The sequence below is a fragment of the Salipiger marinus genome, from assembly GCF_035481585.1.
Classification (GTDB): domain Bacteria; phylum Pseudomonadota; class Alphaproteobacteria; order Rhodobacterales; family Rhodobacteraceae; genus Salipiger; species Salipiger marinus.
In genome coordinates, this window is record NZ_JAYKSL010000009.1 from 135,596 (window position 1) to 154,521 (window position 18,926).

19 protein-coding genes are annotated in these 18,926 nt (G+C 66.7%); 6 read left to right on the plus strand and 13 right to left on the minus strand.

Annotated features, from left to right (window positions below; all coding sequences use genetic code 11):
* Positions 1–32: 32 nt before the first annotated feature.
* Entirely contained in the window at positions 33–1,148 is a 1,116-nt protein-coding gene (ald, locus tag VK682_RS13740) for an alanine dehydrogenase (RefSeq protein ID WP_230795180.1), read from the minus strand.
* Between the two features lie 140 nt (positions 1,149–1,288).
* Between ald and VK682_RS13745 the strand changes: the two genes are divergently transcribed.
* From VK682_RS13745 to VK682_RS13755, 3 genes are read left to right on the plus strand one after another with little or no spacing between them, the layout of a single operon-like run.
* Positions 1,289–1,747 carry an Lrp/AsnC family transcriptional regulator gene (locus tag VK682_RS13745; RefSeq protein ID WP_089846838.1) on the plus strand — a complete coding sequence of 153 codons (459 nt, stop codon included), beginning with the start codon at positions 1,289–1,291 and terminating at the stop codon, positions 1,745–1,747.
* A 22-nt stretch (positions 1,748–1,769) separates the two neighbouring features.
* Positions 1,770–3,371: a GMC family oxidoreductase gene (locus tag VK682_RS13750; protein ID WP_324782066.1), complete on the plus strand. Its 1,602-nt coding sequence runs from the start codon at positions 1,770–1,772 to the stop codon at positions 3,369–3,371.
* A 48-nt stretch (positions 3,372–3,419) separates the two neighbouring features.
* On the plus strand, positions 3,420–3,734 hold the full coding sequence (locus tag VK682_RS13755) for an EF-hand domain-containing protein (protein ID WP_230795178.1): 315 nt from the start codon (positions 3,420–3,422) through the stop codon (positions 3,732–3,734).
* A gap of 89 nt (positions 3,735–3,823) precedes the next feature.
* On the opposite strand, the gene ccoS is transcribed toward VK682_RS13755, so the two are convergent.
* From ccoS to ccoN, 8 genes are all read right to left on the minus strand, one after another.
* Positions 3,824–3,985: a cbb3-type cytochrome oxidase assembly protein CcoS gene (ccoS, locus tag VK682_RS13760; RefSeq protein WP_089846844.1), complete on the minus strand. Its 162-nt coding sequence runs from the start codon at positions 3,983–3,985 to the stop codon at positions 3,824–3,826.
* Between the two features lie 4 nt (positions 3,986–3,989).
* Entirely contained in the window at positions 3,990–6,176 is a 2,187-nt protein-coding gene (locus VK682_RS13765; RefSeq protein ID WP_324782067.1) for a heavy metal translocating P-type ATPase, read from the minus strand.
* A 3-nt stretch (positions 6,177–6,179) separates the two neighbouring features.
* A complete protein-coding gene (locus VK682_RS13770; protein ID WP_324782068.1) occupies positions 6,180–6,641 on the minus strand; it encodes a FixH family protein in 462 nt (153 codons plus the stop codon).
* Entirely contained in the window at positions 6,641–8,074 is a 1,434-nt protein-coding gene (gene ccoG, locus VK682_RS13775; RefSeq protein WP_230795175.1) for a cytochrome c oxidase accessory protein CcoG, read from the minus strand. The genes VK682_RS13770 and ccoG overlap by 1 nt, the downstream gene beginning before the upstream one ends.
* Positions 8,075–8,421: 347 nt before the next feature.
* The gene (gene ccoP, locus VK682_RS13780; protein WP_230795174.1) at positions 8,422–9,303 is read right to left on the minus strand and encodes a cytochrome-c oxidase, cbb3-type subunit III; all 882 of its coding nucleotides are present in this window, start codon (positions 9,301–9,303) and stop codon (positions 8,422–8,424) included.
* Between the two features lie 13 nt (positions 9,304–9,316).
* A complete protein-coding gene (locus tag VK682_RS13785) occupies positions 9,317–9,517 on the minus strand; it encodes a cbb3-type cytochrome c oxidase subunit 3 (RefSeq protein WP_089846853.1) in 201 nt (66 codons plus the stop codon).
* Positions 9,518–9,527: 10 nt separating this feature from the next.
* Positions 9,528–10,256 (minus strand): cytochrome-c oxidase, cbb3-type subunit II, encoded by a 729-nt coding sequence (ccoO, locus tag VK682_RS13790; RefSeq protein ID WP_089846855.1) that lies wholly within the window; start codon positions 10,254–10,256, stop codon positions 9,528–9,530.
* Between the two features lie 12 nt (positions 10,257–10,268).
* Positions 10,269–11,882 carry a cytochrome-c oxidase, cbb3-type subunit I gene (ccoN, locus tag VK682_RS13795; RefSeq protein WP_089846857.1) on the minus strand — a complete coding sequence of 538 codons (1,614 nt, stop codon included), beginning with the start codon at positions 11,880–11,882 and terminating at the stop codon, positions 10,269–10,271.
* 210 nt (positions 11,883–12,092) lie between these two features.
* On the opposite strand from ccoN, the gene VK682_RS13800 reads away from it, so the two are divergent.
* The gene (locus VK682_RS13800; RefSeq protein WP_089846859.1) at positions 12,093–12,932 is read left to right on the plus strand and encodes a universal stress protein; all 840 of its coding nucleotides are present in this window, start codon (positions 12,093–12,095) and stop codon (positions 12,930–12,932) included.
* Positions 12,933–13,010: 78 nt separating this feature from the next.
* Here VK682_RS13800 and VK682_RS13805 read toward each other — a convergent pair whose 3' ends face one another.
* Positions 13,011–13,457 carry a MarR family winged helix-turn-helix transcriptional regulator gene (locus VK682_RS13805; RefSeq protein WP_230795173.1) on the minus strand — a complete coding sequence of 149 codons (447 nt, stop codon included), beginning with the start codon at positions 13,455–13,457 and terminating at the stop codon, positions 13,011–13,013.
* Between the two features lie 91 nt (positions 13,458–13,548).
* On the opposite strand from VK682_RS13805, the gene VK682_RS13810 reads away from it, so the two are divergent.
* On the plus strand, positions 13,549–13,899 hold the full coding sequence (locus VK682_RS13810) for a DUF1428 domain-containing protein (RefSeq protein ID WP_230795172.1): 351 nt from the start codon (positions 13,549–13,551) through the stop codon (positions 13,897–13,899).
* 45 nt (positions 13,900–13,944) lie between these two features.
* On the opposite strand, the gene fnrL is transcribed toward VK682_RS13810, so the two are convergent.
* Positions 13,945–14,691 (minus strand): transcriptional regulator FnrL, encoded by a 747-nt coding sequence (fnrL, locus tag VK682_RS13815; RefSeq protein ID WP_089846865.1) that lies wholly within the window; start codon positions 14,689–14,691, stop codon positions 13,945–13,947.
* 65 nt (positions 14,692–14,756) lie between these two features.
* On the opposite strand from fnrL, the gene hemN reads away from it, so the two are divergent.
* Positions 14,757–16,112 carry an oxygen-independent coproporphyrinogen III oxidase gene (hemN, locus tag VK682_RS13820; RefSeq protein ID WP_230795171.1) on the plus strand — a complete coding sequence of 452 codons (1,356 nt, stop codon included), beginning with the start codon at positions 14,757–14,759 and terminating at the stop codon, positions 16,110–16,112.
* 21 nt (positions 16,113–16,133) lie between these two features.
* On the opposite strand, the gene VK682_RS13825 is transcribed toward hemN, so the two are convergent.
* Positions 16,134–17,726: an ABC transporter ATP-binding protein gene (locus tag VK682_RS13825; RefSeq protein ID WP_089846869.1), complete on the minus strand. Its 1,593-nt coding sequence runs from the start codon at positions 17,724–17,726 to the stop codon at positions 16,134–16,136.
* Complete coding sequence (locus tag VK682_RS13830) at positions 17,723–18,925, minus strand: ABC transporter permease (RefSeq protein ID WP_230795169.1); 1,203 nt, start codon at positions 18,923–18,925, stop codon at positions 17,723–17,725. The genes VK682_RS13825 and VK682_RS13830 overlap by 4 nt, the downstream gene beginning before the upstream one ends.
* Between the last annotated feature and the right edge of the window lies 1 nt (position 18,926).

Below are 18,926 nucleotides of genomic sequence, written 5' to 3' on the forward strand. Positions count from 1 at the left end.
TGGCCCCGCGTCGCCGCGGGGCCTTGGCGGCCTCAGGCCAGCGCCTCCTCGGGCGTGATCGCGGGCAGGGACAGGGCCGCGGCCACGGCGGCATTGGTCAGCTGGCCCGCATGCACGTTCAGCCCCGCGCGCAGATGCGGATCCTCGGCGCAGGCGGTGCGCCAGCCCTTGTCGGCCAGGGCCAGCAGGAAGGGCAGGGTGGCATTGCCCAGTGCGAGGGTCGAACTGCGCGGCACGGCGCCCGGCATGTTGGCCACGCAGTAATGCTGGATGCCGTCGACGGTATAGACCGGATCGTCATGGGTGGTGGCGCGCGAGGTCTCGAAACAGCCGCCCTGATCGATGGCCACATCAACCAGAACCGCGCCCGGCTTCATGTCGCGCAGCCCGTCGCGGGTCACCAGCTTGGGGGCGGCGGCGCCGGGGATCAGCACCGCGCCAATCACCATATCCGCGCCCGACACCAGCTCTGCGGTGCTGCCTTCGGTGGAATAGCGGGTCTTGAACAGGCTGCCGAAGGCCTCGTCAAGCTGCCGCAGCCGGGGCAGCGACCGGTCGAGCACGGTCACATCCGCGCCCATTCCGGCGGCGATGCGCGCCGCATGGGTGCCGACCACGCCGCCGCCCAGCACCACGACCTGCGCAGGCCCGACGCCGGGCACGCCGCCCATCAGCACGCCGCGTCCGCCATTGGCCTTCTGCAGCGCCCAAGCGCCCATCTGCGGCGCAAGCCGCCCCGCCACCTCGGACATGGGCGCCAGCAGCGGCAGCCCGCCCCGGGCATCGGTCACCGTCTCATAGGCGATGCAGGTGGCGCCGGAGGCGAGCAGGTCGCGGGTCTGGTCGGGATCGGGGGCAAGGTGCAGATAGGTGAACAGCAGCTGGCCTTCGGACAGCTGCGCGCGCTCTGGCGCCTGCGGCTCCTTGACCTTGACGATCAGTTCGGCCTCGGCCCAGATCTGCGCGGCGCTGTCGGCGATCTGCGCGCCTGCGGCGGTGTAATCTTCATCTGTGAATCCCGCGCCAAGCCCGGCGCCCGCCTGCACGATGACCTGATGGCCATGGGCCACCACCTCGCGCGCGGCATGGGGCGTCAGGCCGACGCGGTATTCCTGCGGCTTGATTTCTGCCGGACATCCGATCTTCATGGTGTTTCTCCTCCCGTGGGGCTGTTGTGCCTGTCAGGATGCGCCGCGTGGCTTGCAATTTCCTTGCGGATTTGCTGCGTAGGGCGCGAGGTTCCTCGAAGGATCTTCGATGGACCGTCCCTTGAACGAAAGAAGCTGTCATGACGCTGGATGAAACCGACCTGCGCATCCTGCGCGCGCTGCAACGGAGCGGGCGCATGTCCAATGCCGAACTTTCGGACAAGGTGAACCTGTCGGCCTCGGCCTGCCACCGCCGGGTGCAGCGGCTGGAAAGCGAAGGCTATATCCGCGATTATGTCGCGCTGCTGGATGCGCGCAAGCTGAACCTGCCCACCACGGTCTTTGTGGAAATCACGCTGAGCGCGCAGGCGGACGAGGTGCTGGACGCCTTTGAAAAGGCGGTGTCGCGGGTGCCGGACGTGCTGGAATGTCACCTGATGGCGGGCACGGCGGATTACATCCTCAAGGTGGTGGCCGAGGATACCGAGGATTTTGCCCGCATCCACCGGCAGCATCTGACCCGGCTGCCGGGCGTGGCGCAGATGCAGTCAAGCTTTGCGCTGCGCACGGTGTTCAAGACCACGGCGCTGCCGGTCTGAGCGCATCACGGGAGGAGGGGACATGAGCTGGGATCACATCATCGTCGGCGCGGGCAGCGCGGGCTGCGTGCTGGCCAAGCGGCTGGCCGAAGGCGGGCGCCGGGTGCTGCTGCTGGAGGCGGGCGGGCGCGACAGCTATCCGTGGATCCATATCCCCATGGGCTATCTTTACTGCATCAACAACCCGCGCACCGACTGGTGTTTCCGCACCGCGCCAGAGCCGGGTCTGGGCGGGCGGTCGCTGCTCTATCCGCGCGGCAAGGTGCTGGGCGGCTGTTCGTCGATCAACGGCATGCTCTATCTGCGCGGGCAGGCGGCGGATTATGACGGCTGGCGGCAGATGGGCCTGACCGGCTGGGGCTGGGAGGACGTGCTGCCGCTGTTCCGCCGGTCCGAGGATTTTGTCGAGGGCGAGAGCGAGTTTCACGGCGCGGGCGGCGAGTGGCGGGTGGAGAACCAGCGCCTGCGCTGGCAGGTTCTGGACGACTGGCGCGAGGCCGCCCATCAGGAGGGTCTGCCCAAGACCCGCGATTTCAACACCGGCGACAACGAGGGCGTCGGCTATTTCCGGGTGAACCAGCGCAACGGCTGGCGGCTGAACACCGCCAAGGCGTTCCTGCGCAGCACCCGCAGCACCCGCAGCGACCGGCTCAAGGTGGAGGTGAACGCCGAAGCCACCCGCCTGCTGCTGGAGGGGCGGCGCGTGGTCGGCGTGGAATACCTGCAGGACGGCGTCACCCATCAGGTGCGGGCAGAGGCGGAGGTGATCCTGTCGGCGGGGGCGATCAAGTCGCCGCATCTGCTGATGCTGTCGGGCATCGGGCCTGCCGAGCATCTGCGCGCGCAGGGCATCGCGGTGGTTGAGGACATGCCGGGTGTGGGCCAGAACCTGCAGGACCATCTGCAGCTGCGCTGCGCGTGGCGGCTGACGGGGGCGCGCACGCTCAACACGCTGGCCAATTCGCTTTGGGGCAAGGGCCTGATCGGGCTGGATTATGTGTTGCGCCGCCGGGGGCCGATGTCGATGGCGCCGTCGCAGCTGGGGGCCTTCTCGCGCTCGCGCGAGGGGCTGGAGACGCCGGATCTGGAATATCATGTGCAGCCGCTGTCGCTGGATGCCTTCGGCTCGCCGCTGCATCGCTGGCCCGCGCTGACCGCCAGCGTCTGCAATCTGCGCCCGGAAAGCCGGGGCGAGGTGCGGCTGGCCTCGGCGGATCCGCGGGCGGCCCCGGTGATCGCGCCCAATTACCTGTCGACGCCGGGGGATCTGCGGGTGGCGGCGGATGCGATCCGGCAGGTGCGGCGGATCATGGGTCAGCCCGCCATGGCGCGCTACCGACCCGAGGAGATGGCGCCGGGGCTGGAGTTCCAGACCGAGGCAGAGCTGCATCAGGCGGCGGGCCGGGTGGGCACCACGATATTTCACCCGGTGGGCACGCTGCGCATGGGCACCGATGCGGCAGCCCCTCTGGACGGGGCGCTGCGGCTGCGTGGCGTTGACGGCCTGCGCGTGGTGGATGCCAGCGTCATGCCGCGCATCCCGTCGGGCAACACCAACGCGCCGACGATCATGATCGCCGAAAAGGCGGCGGAGATGATGCTGCATCCCGGCGCGGGAACCTGATAGACTGGCGCGGGTTGAGCCTGATGCTGCCCTGACCGGAGAGAGAGAATGAAAATCCTGCCCCTGTGCGGCCTGCTGCTTTGTGCGGGCCCGGCCCTTGCCGACAGTTTTACGGTCTATGAAGACGCGCTGCCCGCCGGGGTCACCGGCCCGGTGAAGCTGTTTTCGGTGATGGATGTGAACCGCAGCAACGTGCTGGAGCCCACCGAGATCCGCGCGGCCTTTGGCCCTGCGGCGCGGGAGGCGATCATGAGCTTTGACGCCAATGGCGACGGGCGGCTGACCCGGACCGAGCTGCGCGCCTATACCGATCTGGGCACGGGCGGCCCGGCGGGCGCGCTGATCGAGCGCGTGCGCGGCTGAGAGGCAAGAGAGGGGGCGCTGCCCCCTCTGCGGCTTTGCCGCATTCACCCCCGGAGTTCAGGGGCAAGATGAAGCGGCGGGCCGGGCTGTCAATCCGGCGGCGGGGCCTTGTCATACTGGCCGGACAGGATGCGTTGCGCGTCGCCATCGGGATCGTCATATTGCCGCGATCTGACGGTGAAGATGAAGAACACGAGGCCAAGCCCGCCCAGCAGCAGCGAGATCGGAATCAGGAAGGCGAGCACGTTCATCGGATTACCTGAGCCTGAGCGCGTTGAGCGACACGGTGATGGAGGAGAGGGACATGGCCAGCGCCGCGATCAGCGGCGAGCAGAGCCCGGCGGCGGCAAGCGGCACCGCGATCACGTTATACCATGTGGCGATGGCAAAGTTCTGGCGGATGCGCCGCGTGGCCGTGCGCGCGGTGGCAAGCGCCTGCGGCAGCGGTGCCAGCGAGCGGCCCAGCAGCACGATGTCCGAGGCGACGCGGGCCGCATCCAGCGCCGAGGCGGGCGAGATCGACACATGCGCGCCTGCCAGTGCCGCAGTGTCGTTGAGCCCGTCGCCCACCATCAGCACCTTTGCCCCCTGTTCGCGCAGGATCTGGATGCGGGCGGCCTTGTCCTGCGGCAGGCAGTCGGCCTGCCAGTCGGTGATCCCCAACCGCCGCGCCATGCTGTCCACCGCGGGCGCGCTGTCGCCCGAGAGCAGGATCACCCGATGCCCGCTGGCAATCAGGGTGGTCACGGTTTCGGCAGCGCCTTCGCGCAGGCTGTCGGTGAAGGTGAAGGCGCGGGAGGGCGCCTCCCCCAGCTTAAGCCAAGTGGCGGTCTGGGCGAGCGGGGTGCCGCCGGTCCAGCTGGAGCGGCCCAGCCGGACGGTCTGGCCCTGCCAGCGGCCTGTCGTGCCATGGCCCGGCCGTTCGGCAATTTCGGTGACCGTGGCGGGGGTGATCCCATCCGCGCGCAGCGTCGCAGTCAGGGCGCGCGACAGCGGATGCGCCGAGCCCTGCGCCAGCGCCAGCGCCACCTCCAGTTCCGGGCGGGAGAAGGTGGCGGTGTTGGTGGGCTCCGGCATGCCGGTGGTCAGCGTGCCGGTCTTGTCGAAGACCACGGTGTCCACCTCGGCCAGACGTTCGAGCGCGGTGGCATCCTTGATCAGCAGCCCCTGCCGGAAGAGCCGCCCCGAGGCGGCGGTGGTCACGGCGGGCACGGCCAGCCCCAGCGCGCAGGGGCAGGTGATGATGAGCACGGCGGCCGCGATGTTGAGCGCAAGCCGGACATCACCGGTCCAGAGCAGCCAGCCCAGAAAGGCCAGCGCCGACAGGATATGCACGCCGGGGGCGTAAAGCTTGGCCGCCTTGTCGGCGAGCGGCGTGTAGCGGGCCCGCCCCGATTCCGCCACCGCCACCAGATCGGCCATGCGCGCGAGCGAGGTATCGCGGCCCACGGCGGTGGCGCGCAGGGTCAGCGGGCCGGTCAGGTTGACCTCGCCCGCGCTGACCCGCGTGCCGGGCCCGGCATAGGCGGGCAGGGTCTCGCCGGTGAGCAGGGCGCGGTCAAGCTCGGACTGGCCGCGGGTGATCTCTCCGTCCACGGGGATGCGGCCACCGGGGCGGACCAGCACCAGATCACCGATGCGCAGATCCATGGTCGCCACCTGTTCCTCGCCCGTCTCGGTCAGGCGGGTGGCGCGGGGCACCTCCAGTGCTGTCAGTTCTTCGGCGGCGGAGCGGGCGATGGCGCGGGTGCGGTGATCCAGATAGCGCCCGGTGAGCAGGAAGAAGGTCAGCGCCACGGCGGCATCGAAATAGGCATGTTCGCCCGAAAGCGAGGTTTCCCAGAGCGAGGTCACGATGGCGAGCAGGATGGCCAGCGAGATCGGCACATCCATGTTCAGCCGCCCGGCCCGCAGCGCCGAGACCGCGTTGCGGAAGAAGGGCTGGGCGGAAAAGGCCACGGTGGGCAGCACGATGGCGGCGGAAATCCAGTGGAACAGATCCCGCGTCGGGCCTTCGGCGCCGGACCAGACCGCGATGGACAGCAGCATGACATTCATCGCGGCAAAGCCCGCGACGGCGAGCCGCATCAGCAGGTCACGCCCGGCGCGGTCGCTGGCGCGGGCCGACAGCGCGGTGCTGTCAAGCTCATGCGCCTCATAGCCCGCCGTCTCCACCACCGGGATCAGGTCGGCGGCGGTCAGGCCGGGCTCTGCCTCGATCGCGACGCGCCTGCGGGTGAGGTTGACGCGGGCGGCGCGCACGCCGGGATGCTGGCGCAGCGCGGATTCGACGCCCGCCATGCAGGCGGCGCAGTGGATGGTGGGCAGGGACAGCACCACATGCGACTCTTTGGGGGCGGGGGGTGTGGCCAGCGCCTCGGCGGCGGGGGCGGCCATGCAGGCGGGGCAGGCGGAGATCTGCGGATGCAGCGCGGCGGTCATCGGTCAGTTCCTGACAAAGGTTTCCAGCCGCTGTTCGAACGGCGTGCCATCGGGGGCGGTGGCCTTGACCCAGAAATTCCAGTGGCCGGGGGCAAGGCTGAGATCGGCCACGAACTGCCGCCCGTCGAAGAGGAAGGCGGGTTCGCTGTCGTCGCGGACGCTGGTGGACCGGCCAATGGTCACGCGCAGGTCAGCGGGGTGGAGCGGGGCGCCCGTGGCGTCGGTCAGGCGCAGGATCACCCGGCCATCGCCCGCCTCGGCATGGGCGGTCCAGCCAAGCGCCGTCTGTGCGGCGCGGCGGGCATCGAAGGTCTGGCTGGCGATGTAGGAATTGGGCACCTCCAGCCCGGGGAAGGTGGTGATGGCGTTCCATGCCAGCGTCAGGTTCACCGCGATGATGGTGCCGAAGGCGGCGGTGAAGATGGCCAGCACATGCCAGCCGGTGAGTTTGCGGGGATGTGTCATCAGTTGTCCCGTCCGTTGAATACCGTGGCTTCGGTGGCGATGTCGCCGCTCGACATGTCCTCGACCCGCAGGGTCACGGCGGTGCGTTCCGCCTGCGCCTGAGCTGTGCCCTGCGGGGCGGTGACATAGACGCGCTGCAGATGGGTCTGGTTGGCGGTCACCGTCACCGTGGTGGCGGGCTCGCCCTCCAGCGTCAGGGCAAGCGTGCCGCCCTCCACAAGGCTCAGCCGGAAGGGCCGGTCCTCGCCATGCTTGTTGAGCAGGCGCACGTCATAGGTGTTGCGGACCGATCCGTCCGACAGCACCACGAAGGTGGGATTGCGCACCGGCGCCACGGTCATCTCGATTTCCGGGCGCAGCAGCAGCGCCACCAGCAGCCCCACGCCGACCAGCGCCCAGAGCGCGGTATAGACCAGCACGCGCGGGCGGAAGACGTGTTTCCAGATCGGGCGGGGGGGCTTGCCGCTGCGTTCGGACGCCTCGTCCGACAGGGCCAGATAGTCGATCAGGCCGCGCGGCTTGCCGACGCGGTCCATCACGTCATCGCAGGCATCGATGCAGAGCGCGCAGGTGATGCAGGCCAGCTGCTGGCCATCGCGGATGTCGATCCCCATGGGGCAGACATTGACGCAGGCATGGCAGTCGATGCAGTCGCCCAGCTGTCCGGCGCCTTCGGCCTTGCGGTGCTTGCCGCGCGGTTCGCCGCGCCAGTCGCGATAGCCGACGGTCAGCGTGTCCTCGTCCATCATCGCGGCCTGAATGCGGGGCCACGGGCAGGCATAGATGCAGATCTGTTCGCGGGCGAAGCCGCCGAAGACAAAGGTGGTGGCGGTCAGCAGCGCGATGGTGGTGTAGGCGACCGGATGCGCCGTGCCGGTGGCTAGGCCGGACAGCAGCGTGGGGGCATCGGTGAAATAGAACACCCATGCGCCGCCGGTGGCCAAGGCGATCAGCAGCCATGCCAGCCATTTGGTCAGCCGCAGCCGCAGCTTGGTCAGATCCCAGCGTTTCTGCCGGTGCAGGCGCAGCCGGGCGTTGCGGTCGCCTTCGATCCAGCGTTCGACAAGGATGAAAAGGTCGGTCCAGACGGTCTGCGGGCAGGCATAGCCGCACCAGACCCGCCCCAGCGCCGAGGTGAACAGGAACAGCCCGAGCCCCGCCATGATCAGCAGGCCCGCGACGAAGTAGAATTCATGCGGCCAGATCTCGATCATGAAGAAGAAGAACCGCCGGTGGGCCAGATCGACCAGCACCGCCTGATCGGGCAGGGCGGGGCCCCGGTCCCAGCGAATCCACGGGGTGATGTAGTAGATTCCCAGAAGGACCAGCATCAGGATCCATTTGAGATTGCGGAATTTCCCGCTGACGCGCCGGGGAAAGATCGGCTCGCGCGCCGCATAGAGCGAGGGGGCGCCTTGATTGGTGTCGGCCACGGGAGACTCTCCGGTTCTGAACTGCCTGTCCGGGCACTTGTCGCGCCGCAGGCCGCGCGCGGCCTTGACCTGCATCAAATCTGACTCTGCTATTCAGCTTTGCGGCGTCTCGCCGCAGGTCGCGGGCCTTGGGGGCGTCTCGCCGCGGCGCTCGCGGAAGGTAAATTCCCGGAAATATTTGCAGACCGGGCTTGAAGGCACCCGGCCGTGGGCCATACTGACAGCTATCCCTCGTTGGAAGTGTCAGGCACGTCACTGAAGACAAAGAGACGCCGGTGCCCCGGAAACGCGCGAACAGGTGGGGCACCGGCGTCAGACCTTCGAACCTTCCGGCCCGAAGGTATCTCTTATTCGGACATCTCGCCGCCGCCGAGCCCGTGGACATAGCTGGCCACGGCGCGAATCTCGGCCTCCGACAGGCGGGTGTTCCAGTTGGGCATCACCCCGAACCGGGCATTGGTCACCGTCTCGTGCAGCGATGCGTAATCGCCGCCGTAAAGCCAGATGGCATCGGTGAGGTTGGGCGCACCCTGCATGCGGTCGCCGGTGCCGTCCTCGCCATGGCAGGCGGCGCAGTTGTCGGCAAAGACCGTGGCGCCCGCGCTGACCTGCGAAGGATCCTGCGGCGTCTCACCCGCCAGATCGAGCACGTAATTCACCACCTGTCCGATCTGGTCCCGCTCCAGCAGGCCGTCGCGGCCAAAGGCGGGCATTTCGGAATAGCGCGCGTCGGGATCATCGGTGTTGCGGATGCCATGGGTGATGGTGGTGTGAATGTCCTCCATCGTGCCGCCCCAGAGCCAGTCATCGTCCAGCAGGTTGGGATAGCCCTTGGCCCCCGCCGCGCCAGAGCCGTGGCACTGCGCGCACCATGTGCGGAACACGGCGCCGCCCGCGTTCTGGGCAAAGCCGTTCAGATCCGGATCGGTGGCGATCTGGCTCAGCTCGACCGAGGCCAGCCGGTCATTGATCGGGGCAAGGGCGGCTTCCTGCGCCTCGATCTCTGCCGCGACATTGGCGCGGGTCGACCAGCCCATCACGCCAGCGGTGGCGGTGCGGATCCCCGGCCATGCGGGGTAGGCGATGCTGTAGCCGATGCCCCAGATGATGGTGATGTAGAACACCGTCACCCACCACCTTGGCAGCGGCTTGTTGTATTCCTTGATCCCGTCCCAGGAATGGCCGGTGGTTTCGTAGTCAGAATCGTCGTTTTTCTTGGGGTCGCTCATGATCCTCGCCTCCTCATTGCTCGGCGGGTGGCGTGGTGCCGCGATCTGCGGCAGCCGGGGCGTTTTCGTAACGGAACGGGATTGCGGCCACGTCGCTGTAGGTCTTGTGGCTGCCCGGGCGGAAGGCCCAGAGGATCACGCCCACAAAGAAGACGAACATCGCCAGCAGGCCCCAGCTGTCCGCGAAATGCCGAAGGATGGAATAGGTGTCCATGTCTGTCTCCTCAGCGGCTGGCATCGGGCGTGAAGGTCGAAAAATCGACCAGCGTGCCCAGCATCTGCAGATAGGCGATCAGGGCATCCATTTCGGTGATGCCCGGCGCCCCGTCGAAATTGCGCACGCTGACCTTTTCGCCATAGCGCTCCAGCAGGCCGTCGTAATCCTTGTTGGGATCGGCCTGCACGGCAAAGTCGCTGGCGGCGCTGTCGATCATCTCCTGCGTGTAGGGCACGCCGACCACGCGGTGCGTCGCCAGCAGATCCTGAATATGATCGCCCTCGATCAGGCGGGCCGACAGGAAGCCGTATTTCGGCATCACCGATTCCGGCACCACCGATTGCGGATCGGTCAGGTGGTCCACATGCCATTCGTCGGAATAGCGCCCGCCCACCCGGGCCAGATCCGGCCCGGTGCGTTTCGATCCCCACTGGAACGGGTGGTCATACTGCGATTCCGCCGCAAGGCTGTAATGGCCGTAGCGTTCCACCTCGTCGCGCATCGGACGGATCATCTGGCTGTGGCAGACATAGCAGCCTTCGCGCAGGTAGATGTCGCGCCCGGCCAGTTCCAGCGGAGTGTAGGGGCGCATGCCCTCTACATCCTCGATGGTGTTTTCCAGATAGAACAGCGGCACGATCTGCACGAGGCCGCCCACGGTCACCACCAGAAAGGCGAAGGTGGCCAGCAGGGTGACGTTCTTTTCAAGGACACCGTGTTTGTCGAGAATACCCATGGTCGGCCCTCCTTATTCGGCCGGCGTGGCATTGGCCGTGGGGGACTTGGCTTCGACAGCCGGGGCCCGCGTCACGGTCATCCACAGGTTGTAGCACATGATGATTGCGCCAGCGATATAGAGGCCACCGCCAAGAGCGCGGACCACATACATGGGGAACTTGGCAGAGACGGTGTCGGCGAAGCTCCAGACGAGGAAGCCGTTGGCGTCAACCTCGCGCCACATCAGGCCTTCCATGATGCCGGTGACCCACATTGAGGCCGCGTAGAGCACGATGCCGATGGTCGCGAGCCAGAAGTGCCAGCTGACAAGGCCCAGCGAATAGAGCCGTTCGCGGTTCCACAGCTTCGGCGTCAGGAAATAGAGCGCGCCAAAGGTGATCATGCCGTTCCAGCCCAAGGCGCCGGAATGCACATGGCCGATGGTCCAGTCGGTGTAATGCGACAGCGAGTTCACCGCGCGGATGGACATCATCGGGCCTTCGAAGGTCGACATGCCGTAAAAGCCGATGGAGATGACCAGCATCCGCATGATCGGATCGGTGCGCAGCTTGTCCCATGCGCCCGACAGCGTCATCAGGCCGTTGATCATGCCGCCCCAGCTGGGCATCCACAGGATGATCGAGAACACCATGCCAAGGGTCGAGGCCCAGTCGGGCAGGGCGGTGTAATGCAGGTGGTGCGGACCGGCCCAGATGTAGATGAAGATCAGTGCCCAGAAGTGCACGATGGACAGCTTGTAGCTGAAGACCGGGCGTTCGGCCTGTTTGGGCACGAAATAATACATCATCCCCAGAAAGCCCGCGGTCAGGAAGAAGCCCACGGCGTTGTGGCCATACCACCACTGCGTCATGGCATCCTGCACGCCGGAGAAGACCTGCACCGATTTCGATCCCCAGATCGACACCGGAATGCTGAGGTTGTTGAAGATGTGCAGCAGGGCGACGGTGATGATGAAGGCAAGATAGAACCAGTTGGCCACATAGATATGCGGCTCGCGGCGCTTCACGAGCGTGCCGACGAAGACGGCGAAATAGGCGACCCAGACCACGGTCAGCAGCCAGTCGGTCAGCCATTCGGGTTCGGCATATTCCTTGGACTGCGTGGCGCCCAGCAGATAGCCGGTGGCGGCAAGGACGATGACAAGCTGGTAGCCCCAGAACACCCACCATGCGAGGTTGCCGCCCCAGAGCCGCGCGGCAGAGGTGCGCTGCACCACATAAAAGCTGGTGCAGATCAGCGCGTTGCCGCCAAAGGCAAAGATCACCGCCGAGGTGTGCAGCGGGCGCAGGCGGCCAAAGTTCATGTAGCCCTGCGCCCAGTCGAAATTCAGCACCGGAAAGGCCAGCTGCGCGGCGATGAAGGTGCCCGCGGCGAAGCCCACCACGCCCCAGAAGGCGGTGGCGATGACCCCGGCCCGGATGACGTCATCCATATAGGAGGTTTCCAGTATCCGCGCGGGAACCGGTTCGTCAGTGTTGCGCAGCGTCCAGAGGAAAAGCCCCGAGGCCACAAGAAAGATGATGAGCGCGTGCACCATATAGGCCACGTCGCGGGCGTAATTGGCGGCGATCAGCGCGAAGACCGCCACCACACCAAGCAGCAGAAGCTTGATATAATTGAGCATTGTTCGTCCCTTCGTCTGACTCGCACGATTCGGTCGCCGCGCGAGCGGTTCTAGACTGAGCTGCTTTTCCACGGTTCGGGCGTGGCGCTCCTTGATCTGCATCAAGGCTTGCCTGCGTCGTGCCGCGCATGGTCTGATCATCACACGTCGCCCAAAGCCCGGATCCGGCAGCCGCTGGTCCGGGCACCGGGCGCCACCAAGGAGACACCCATGGCTTACAAGACCGTTCTGACCGTTGTGACGGACGAGGGGCTGGTTCCGTCCACCATCGACCATGCCGCAGCGCTCGCCTCTGACTGGGACGCGCATCTGGAGGTGCTGTGCTTCGGCGTGGACCGCACCCAGACCGGCTATTACTACGCAGGCGCCAATGCGATGATCCTGCAGGAAACGCTGGACCGCGCCACCGCCGACGCCTCGCGCCTGACCGCTGCCGCCCGCACCGCGCTGGAGCGCACCAGCGCCCGCTGGTCGGTGGAAGAAGGCGTGGCGCAGCTGGTGGATATCGGGCGCCATGTGGCGGGCCGCGCGCGCTTCGCCGATGTGGTGGTGCTGCCGCAGCCCTATGGCGAAGGCCGCGGCGTGGAGCTGGAGCCGGTGGTCGAGGGCGCGCTGTTCGACGGCCAGACCCCGGTGCTGGTGGTGCCAGATGGTGCGACACCGGTGGCCCGCCCCGCCCGTGTGGTGGTGGCATGGAACGAAAGCAGCGAGGCGCTGCGCGCGGTGCGGGCCGCGCTGCCGCTGCTGCAAGCCGCCGATCAGGTGCATGTGGTGGTGATCGACCCGCCGCAGCATGGCGCCAACCGCTCCGATCCGGGCGGGATGCTGTCGCAATACCTGTCGCGTCACGGGGTCGCCGCCGAAATCGACGTGCTGTCAAAGACCATGCCGCGCGTGTCGGACGTGCTGAACCGGCACGCGCGGGACGTGGACGCGCAGATGATCGTGATGGGCGCCTATGGCCATTCGCGTTTCCGCGAGGCGATTCTGGGCGGGGCCACCCGCCACATGCTGGAACAGGCTGCGGTTCCGGTCTTTCTGGCCCACTGAGCGTTCTGGGAGGAAACGGGGCCGGCTGACCGGCGGGAGGGCGGCGCGGGATGCGCCGCCCTCTTGTGTCTGGGCCCCTCAGATTTCGCCAAGCGCGTCCAGACCGCGCAGGAGCCGGTCCAGATCAAGCCCGTCCAGCGCCGCGTCGATTTCGGCATGGGTGCGCCGCCAGATCGGCACCGCCTGCTTCAGCAGCGCCCTGCCGTCGTCGCTCAGCCGCAGGCGGCGGCTGCGGCGGTCGCCGCTGTCGGTCCCCTGCAGCACCAGCCCGCGCCGTTCCAGCACCTTCAGCGCGGCGGTCAGCGTGGTGCGGTCCATGGCCAGAAACGGCGCCAGATCGGAAATGCGCGGCGGGTCGGGCCGGTTCAGCGACATCAGAAGCGAAAACTGCCCATTGGTCAGCCCCACCGGTTTCAGCGCGGCGTCAAAGCGCCGCCCCAGCGCCCTTGCGGCGCGCTGGGCCCGAAAGCACAGGCAGCGGTCGCGCACCTCAAGCGTGGTGGCAAGCGGAAGTTCGGGGTCCATGGGCATATTCACGTTGATATCAACTTAATCTTGCGCCTATCCTGCCGCCAAGCAACACCGGGTTGCCGATGCAGAGAGAGGAGCTGCTGTCATGAGCTACGTTTCCGGGTTTCTGACCCCCGTGCCGCAGGAAAACAAGCAGGCCTATGTGGATATGGCCCGCGCGGCATGGGCGATCTTCAAGGAATATGGCGCGATCTCGCTTCACGAATGCTGGGAGGTCGACGTGCCGGAGGGCAAGGTCACGTCCTTTCCCATGGCGGTAAAGCGCAAGGACGGCGAGGCCATCGTGTTCAGCTGGATGATCTGGCCCGACAAGGAAACCGCCGACCGCTGCTGGGCCTCGACCGAGACCGATCCGCGCTGGGCCGAAATGCGCAACATGCCGTTTGACGGCATGCGCATGATGTGGGGCGGGTTCGAGCCGGTCTACGAATCCTGATCGCCCGCGCGGTCCCTGCGGGGGCCGCGCCCTGCCGCGCCGGGGTCAGTCGAACAGGCCGCCGTCGGCGTCGTCGCCCGCTTCTTCCAGCAGGCGGCCCATGTCGGGCACGGTGACATGGCGCTTGCCGTCCAGCACGATCACCCCGTCCTTGCGCAGCGCCGAGATCTGGCGGCTGACGGTTTCCAGCGTCAGGCCCAGATAATCCGCCATCGCTTCGCGCGTCAGCGGCAGATCAAAGGTCAGCTGGTCGGTCACCTGCCGCATGTTCACCGACGAATCACGCCGCGCGATGATCGACAGCAGCGAGGCGATCTTTTCCCGCGCCGTCTTGCGGCCCAGCACCAGCATCCATTCGCGCGCCGCGTCCAGTTCGTCCAGCGTCATCTCCAGCAGACGCTGCGCGATATGGGGCGTGCGTTTCATCATGTCTTCGAACGGCGCCTTGCGGAAACAGCACATCACCAGATCTGTGGTGGCCACCACATCATAGGCGGCGCTGGACCGTCCGGGGCGCCCGACAAAATCAGAAGGCAGCAGCAGGCCCACCATCTGCGTGCGCCCGTCCTCCATGGTCTGGGTCAGTGTCGCGATGCCAGAGACGACCGAGCCCACAAAATCCATGCGGTCGCCGGACCAGATCACCGTCTGGCCCGCTTCGAACTTGCGGTAATACTTGATCTCTTCCAGCCGCAGCAGTTCATCGGACTCGCAGCGTGCACACACGGCGCGATGTCGGATCGGGCAGGATTCGCAGTCCTGCGTGATCGCGAGGCTCCGTTCATTCAGCATGACAACTGCACCGTGTTGATCTGGGTCAAGGCCCGGCATCCGATACCTGCCTTAAGCGTATCTGCATGATGACACGAAAACAACTCTCGCGCCTTGGTCTTTTCGACGCGAAGGTGCCCCGTTACACAAGCTATCCCACGGCGCCGCATTTCTCCGATGCCGTGAGACCGGGTGATTTTGTCTCGTGGATCGAAGCGGTGCCCGTGAATGGCACGGTTTCGCTCTACCTGCACGTGCCTTTCTGTCGCAGGCTCTGCTGGTTCTGCGCCTGCCGCACGCAGGGCACCGCCACGCTGGGTCCGGTGGAAAGCTACGTGGACACGCTGCTGGCAGAGCTTGACCTGCTGGCCCGCCACCTGCCGCGCGGGGTAAAGCTGTCGCGGCTGCACTGGGGCGGGGGCACGCCGACGCTGCTGTCGCCCGACCTGATGCGGCGGCTGATCGCGCGGATCCGCGAGCTGGCGGAATTTGCCGAAGGCGCGGAGTTTTCGGTGGAAATCGACCCCAACGAGATCGACGCCGCGCGGCTGGACGTGCTGGCAGAAGGGGGTATGAACCGCGCCTCGGTGGGGGTGCAGGATTTCGACCCGCAGATCCAGCACACGATCGGCCGCGACCAGAGCTATGACATCACCCGTGCGGCGGTGGACATGATCCGCGACCGCGGCGTGTCCAGCCTCAATGCCGACATCCTGTATGGCCTGCCGCACCAGTCCCGCGCGCGGATCACCGACACGGTGCAGAAGCTGCTGTCGCTGGGGCCGGACCGGGTGGCGCTTTATGGCTATGCGCATGTGCCGTGGATGGCCAAGCGGCAGCAGATGATTCCCTCTGACGCGCTGCCCACCCCCGCCGAACGGCTGGATCTGTTCGAGACCGCGCGGCGGCTGTTCCTGTGGGACGGCTATGCCGAGATCGGCATCGACCATTTCGCCCATGCCCATGACGGGCTGGCGGTGGCGCAGAAGCTGGGGCGGCTGCGGCGGAATTTCCAAGGCTATACCGATGACACCTCCGATGTGCTGATCGGGCTTGGCGCCTCGTCGATCTCGCGCTTTCCGCAGGGCTATGCGCAGAACGCCCCCGCCACCTCGACCCATACCGCCGCCATCCGCGAGGGGCGGTTTTCCACGGCGCGCGGCCATGTCTTCACGCCCGAAGACCGGCTGCGCGGGCGGATGATCGAAATGATCATGTGCGATTTCCGCATCGATGCCGCAGAGATCCTGCGCGATTTCGCCATCACCCCCGATGCGCTGGCCCGCCTGCTGGAGGACACGTCCCGCGCTTTCGAGGGGCTGCCGCAGGTGACAGAGGCGGGGCTGTATCTGCCGCAGGAGGCGCGACCGCTGGCGCGCATCGTCGCGCGCAGCTTCGATGCCTATGATCTGTCCAAGGCGGGGCACAGCGCGGCGATCTGACGCCGCGCCGGACCCGCCGGATCAGACCGCCAGATCGAAGGCCGCCGCGAACAGGCGGCGGGTGTAATCGTTCTGCGGGTCGGCAAAAATCTGCTCCGCCGTGCCCATTTCCACCACATCGCCCTGTTTCATCACGATGACCTTGTGGCTCATGGCGCGGATCACCTTCAGGTCATGGCTGATGAACAGATAGGCCAGATCGTATTTCCGCTGCAGATCGCGCAGCAGATCGACGATCTGCACCTGCACCGTCATGTCGAGCGCGGAGGTCGGCTCGTCCAGCACCACCAGCCGCGGCCGCAGCACCATGGCCCGCGCGATGGCGATGCGCTGGCGCTGGCCGCCGGAAAATTCATGCGGGTAGCGGTGCATGGTGGCAGGATCGAGCCCCACCTCCGTCATCACCTCTTCCACCGCCTGCCGGTGCGGCTTGCCATCGGGGGATCCGTGGACGCCCAGCCCTTCGGCGATGATCTGTTCGCAGGTCATGCGCGGGCTCAGGCTGCCGAACGGATCCTGAAACACGATCTGCATTTCGGACCGCAGCCGCCGCAGATCCCGCGTGGACCAGCGCCGCACGTCCTGCCCGCGAAAGGTGATGCCGCCTTCGGAGGTGATGAGCCGCATCACCGCCAGCGCCAGCGTGGTCTTGCCAGAGCCGCTTTCGCCGACGATGCCCACGGTTTCACCCGCCCGCACCGCGAAGGAGGCGTCGTTCACCGCCTGCACATGGCCGACCGTCTTTTTCAGAAACCCCTTCTGGATCGGAAACCAGACCTTGAGGTGATCGGCCCGCGCCACTTCTTCGGCGTCCGGATCCACGGGGTCGGGCTGGCCGGTGCTTTCCGCCGACAGCAGCATCTGGGTGTAGGGATGCTGCGGGTTGGCAAAAATCTCGGCGGTGGGGCCCTGTTCCACGATCTCGCCATTCTTCATCACGCAGACCCGGTCGGCGATCTTGCGCACGATGGTCAGGTCATGGGTGATGAACAGCAGGCTCATGGCTTCGGCCTGTTTCAGATCGGCGAGCAGGTCGAGGATCTGCGCTTGGATGGTCACGTCCAGCGCGGTGGTGGGTTCGTCCGCGATCAGCAGATCCGGCCCGTTGGCCAGCGCCATGGCGATCATCACCCGCTGCCGCTGCCCGCCGGACAGCTGGTGCGGATAGGCGGAAAGACGGCTTTCGGGATCGCGGATGCCCACCCGCGTCAGCAGGTCAAGGATGCGCGCCCGCGCCGCGTCGCCGGTCAGGCCCTGATGCAGCGCAAGGCTTTCGCCGATCTGCTTTTCCAGCGTGTGCAGCGGGTTGAGCGAAGTCATCGGCTCCTGAAAGATGAAACTGATGTCATTGCCGCGCACCTTGCGCAGCCGCGCCAGATCGGCGCCGATCATCTCCTGCCCGTCATAGTCGACCGAGCCTTCGACCTGCGCCGCATCCCCCAGCAGCGACACGGTGGACAGCGCCGTGACCGATTTTCCCGATCCCGATTCTCCGACCAGCGCCAGCGTCTCGCCCCGGTGCAGGGTGAAGCTGACGCCCTTGACCGCCTGCGTCAGCGCACCGTCCTGCCGGAAGCTGACTTTCAGGTCGCGGACCGTAAGAAGCGGCGTCATGAAAAGGTCTTTCTTGGGTCGAAAGCGTCGCGCACCCCTTCAAAGATGAAGACCAGCAGCGACAGCATCAGGGCAAACACGGTGAAGGCGGTGAAGGCCAGCCATGGCGCCTGCAGGTTCTGCTTGGCCTGCAGCGTCAGCTCCCCCAGCGAGGGCGAAGAGGAGGGCAGGCCGAAGCCGAGGAAGTCCAGCGCCGCCAGCGTGGAAATCGTGCCGGTGACGATGAAGGGCAGCATGGTCAGCGTGGCCACCATGGCATTGGGCAGCATGTGGCGGAACATGATGGTCATGTTGCCCACCCCCAGGGCCCGGGCGGCGCGGACATATTCCAGATTGCGCGCGCGCAGGAATTCCGCCCGCACCACGCCCACCAGCGCCACCCAGCCGAACAGCACCATCAGCCCCACCAGCAGCCAGAAGCCCCGGCCAAGGATCGCGAAGAGGATGATGATGACGTAAAGCTGCGGGGTCGAGCTCCAGATCTCGATGACGCGCTGGAAGATCAGATCCAGCCAGCCGCCGAAAAAGCCCTGCAGCGCCCCCGCGATCACCCCGATCACCGAAGACAGCAGCGTGACCACCAGCGTGAAGAAGATCGACAGCCGGAAGCCATAGATCACCCGTGCCAGCACGTCGCGTTTGGTGTCGTCGGTGCCCAGCCAGTTCTGCGCGCTGGGGGGCAGGGGGGCGGCACCGGGCCGGTCCACCGGCGTGGTGTAGCTGTAGGGGATGGGCGGCCAGATCATCCAGCCCTTGGAAAAATCGCCCTCGGGCGTGCCGCCCGCTTCCACGGTCTCGATCAGCCCGTCGGGATCGTCGAAACAGGTCTCCAGCCCGCCGGTGGCGATCAGGCAGCGCACCTCGGGGTCGCGATAGGCGGCTTCGGTGCGGAAATCGCCGCCATAGGCGGTTTCGGGGTAGAAGCTGAAGATCGGCATCCGCAGCTCGCCCCGGTAGCTGACGAGGATGGGTTTGTCATTGGCGAGGAATTCCGCAAAGAGCGACAGCCCGAAAAGCAGCACGAAGATCCACAGCGACCAGAAGGCGCGGCGGTTGCGCTTGAAATTGCGCCAGCGGCGCTGGTTCAGCGGGCTGAGCGCAAAGCGCCCCGGTCCGGGCTGCGGCGCCACGGGTTTGCCGGGCTGCGGCTGGGGCTGCAGGCCGGGGCCGGGCTGCGCGGGATCGGGAATGTGGGTCATG

What these genes read in the sequence shown, in the direction of transcription:
- VK682_RS13830 (WP_230795169.1), bottom strand. Translation starts at nt 18,925, where the DNA reads ATGACCCACATTCCCGATCCCGCGCAGCCCGGCCCCGGCCTGCAGCCC.
- VK682_RS13745 (WP_089846838.1), top strand. Translation starts at nt 1,289, where the DNA reads ATGACGCTGGATGAAACCGACCTGCGCATCCTGCGCGCGCTGCAACGG.
- VK682_RS13770 (WP_324782068.1), bottom strand. Translation starts at nt 6,641, where the DNA reads ATGACACATCCCCGCAAACTCACCGGCTGGCATGTGCTGGCCATCTTC.
- ccoN (WP_089846857.1), bottom strand. Translation starts at nt 11,882, where the DNA reads ATGCTCAATTATATCAAGCTTCTGCTGCTTGGTGTGGTGGCGGTCTTC.
- VK682_RS13825 (WP_089846869.1), bottom strand. Translation starts at nt 17,726, where the DNA reads ATGACGCCGCTTCTTACGGTCCGCGACCTGAAAGTCAGCTTCCGGCAG.
- ccoO (WP_089846855.1), bottom strand. Translation starts at nt 10,256, where the DNA reads ATGGGTATTCTCGACAAACACGGTGTCCTTGAAAAGAACGTCACCCTG.
- ccoP (WP_230795174.1), bottom strand. Translation starts at nt 9,303, where the DNA reads ATGAGCGACCCCAAGAAAAACGACGATTCTGACTACGAAACCACCGGC.
- ccoS (WP_089846844.1), bottom strand. Translation starts at nt 3,985, where the DNA reads ATGAACGTGCTCGCCTTCCTGATTCCGATCTCGCTGCTGCTGGGCGGG.
- VK682_RS13755 (WP_230795178.1), top strand. Translation starts at nt 3,420, where the DNA reads ATGAAAATCCTGCCCCTGTGCGGCCTGCTGCTTTGTGCGGGCCCGGCC.
- VK682_RS13800 (WP_089846859.1), top strand. Translation starts at nt 12,093, where the DNA reads ATGGCTTACAAGACCGTTCTGACCGTTGTGACGGACGAGGGGCTGGTT.
- hemN (WP_230795171.1), top strand. Translation starts at nt 14,757, where the DNA reads ATGATGACACGAAAACAACTCTCGCGCCTTGGTCTTTTCGACGCGAAG.
- ald (WP_230795180.1), bottom strand. Translation starts at nt 1,148, where the DNA reads ATGAAGATCGGATGTCCGGCAGAAATCAAGCCGCAGGAATACCGCGTC.
- VK682_RS13785 (WP_089846853.1), bottom strand. Translation starts at nt 9,517, where the DNA reads ATGGACACCTATTCCATCCTTCGGCATTTCGCGGACAGCTGGGGCCTG.
- VK682_RS13805 (WP_230795173.1), bottom strand. Translation starts at nt 13,457, where the DNA reads ATGGACCCCGAACTTCCGCTTGCCACCACGCTTGAGGTGCGCGACCGC.
- VK682_RS13750 (WP_324782066.1), top strand. Translation starts at nt 1,770, where the DNA reads ATGAGCTGGGATCACATCATCGTCGGCGCGGGCAGCGCGGGCTGCGTG.
- VK682_RS13765 (WP_324782067.1), bottom strand. Translation starts at nt 6,176, where the DNA reads ATGACCGCCGCGCTGCATCCGCAGATCTCCGCCTGCCCCGCCTGCATG.
- VK682_RS13810 (WP_230795172.1), top strand. Translation starts at nt 13,549, where the DNA reads ATGAGCTACGTTTCCGGGTTTCTGACCCCCGTGCCGCAGGAAAACAAG.
- fnrL (WP_089846865.1), bottom strand. Translation starts at nt 14,691, where the DNA reads ATGCTGAATGAACGGAGCCTCGCGATCACGCAGGACTGCGAATCCTGC.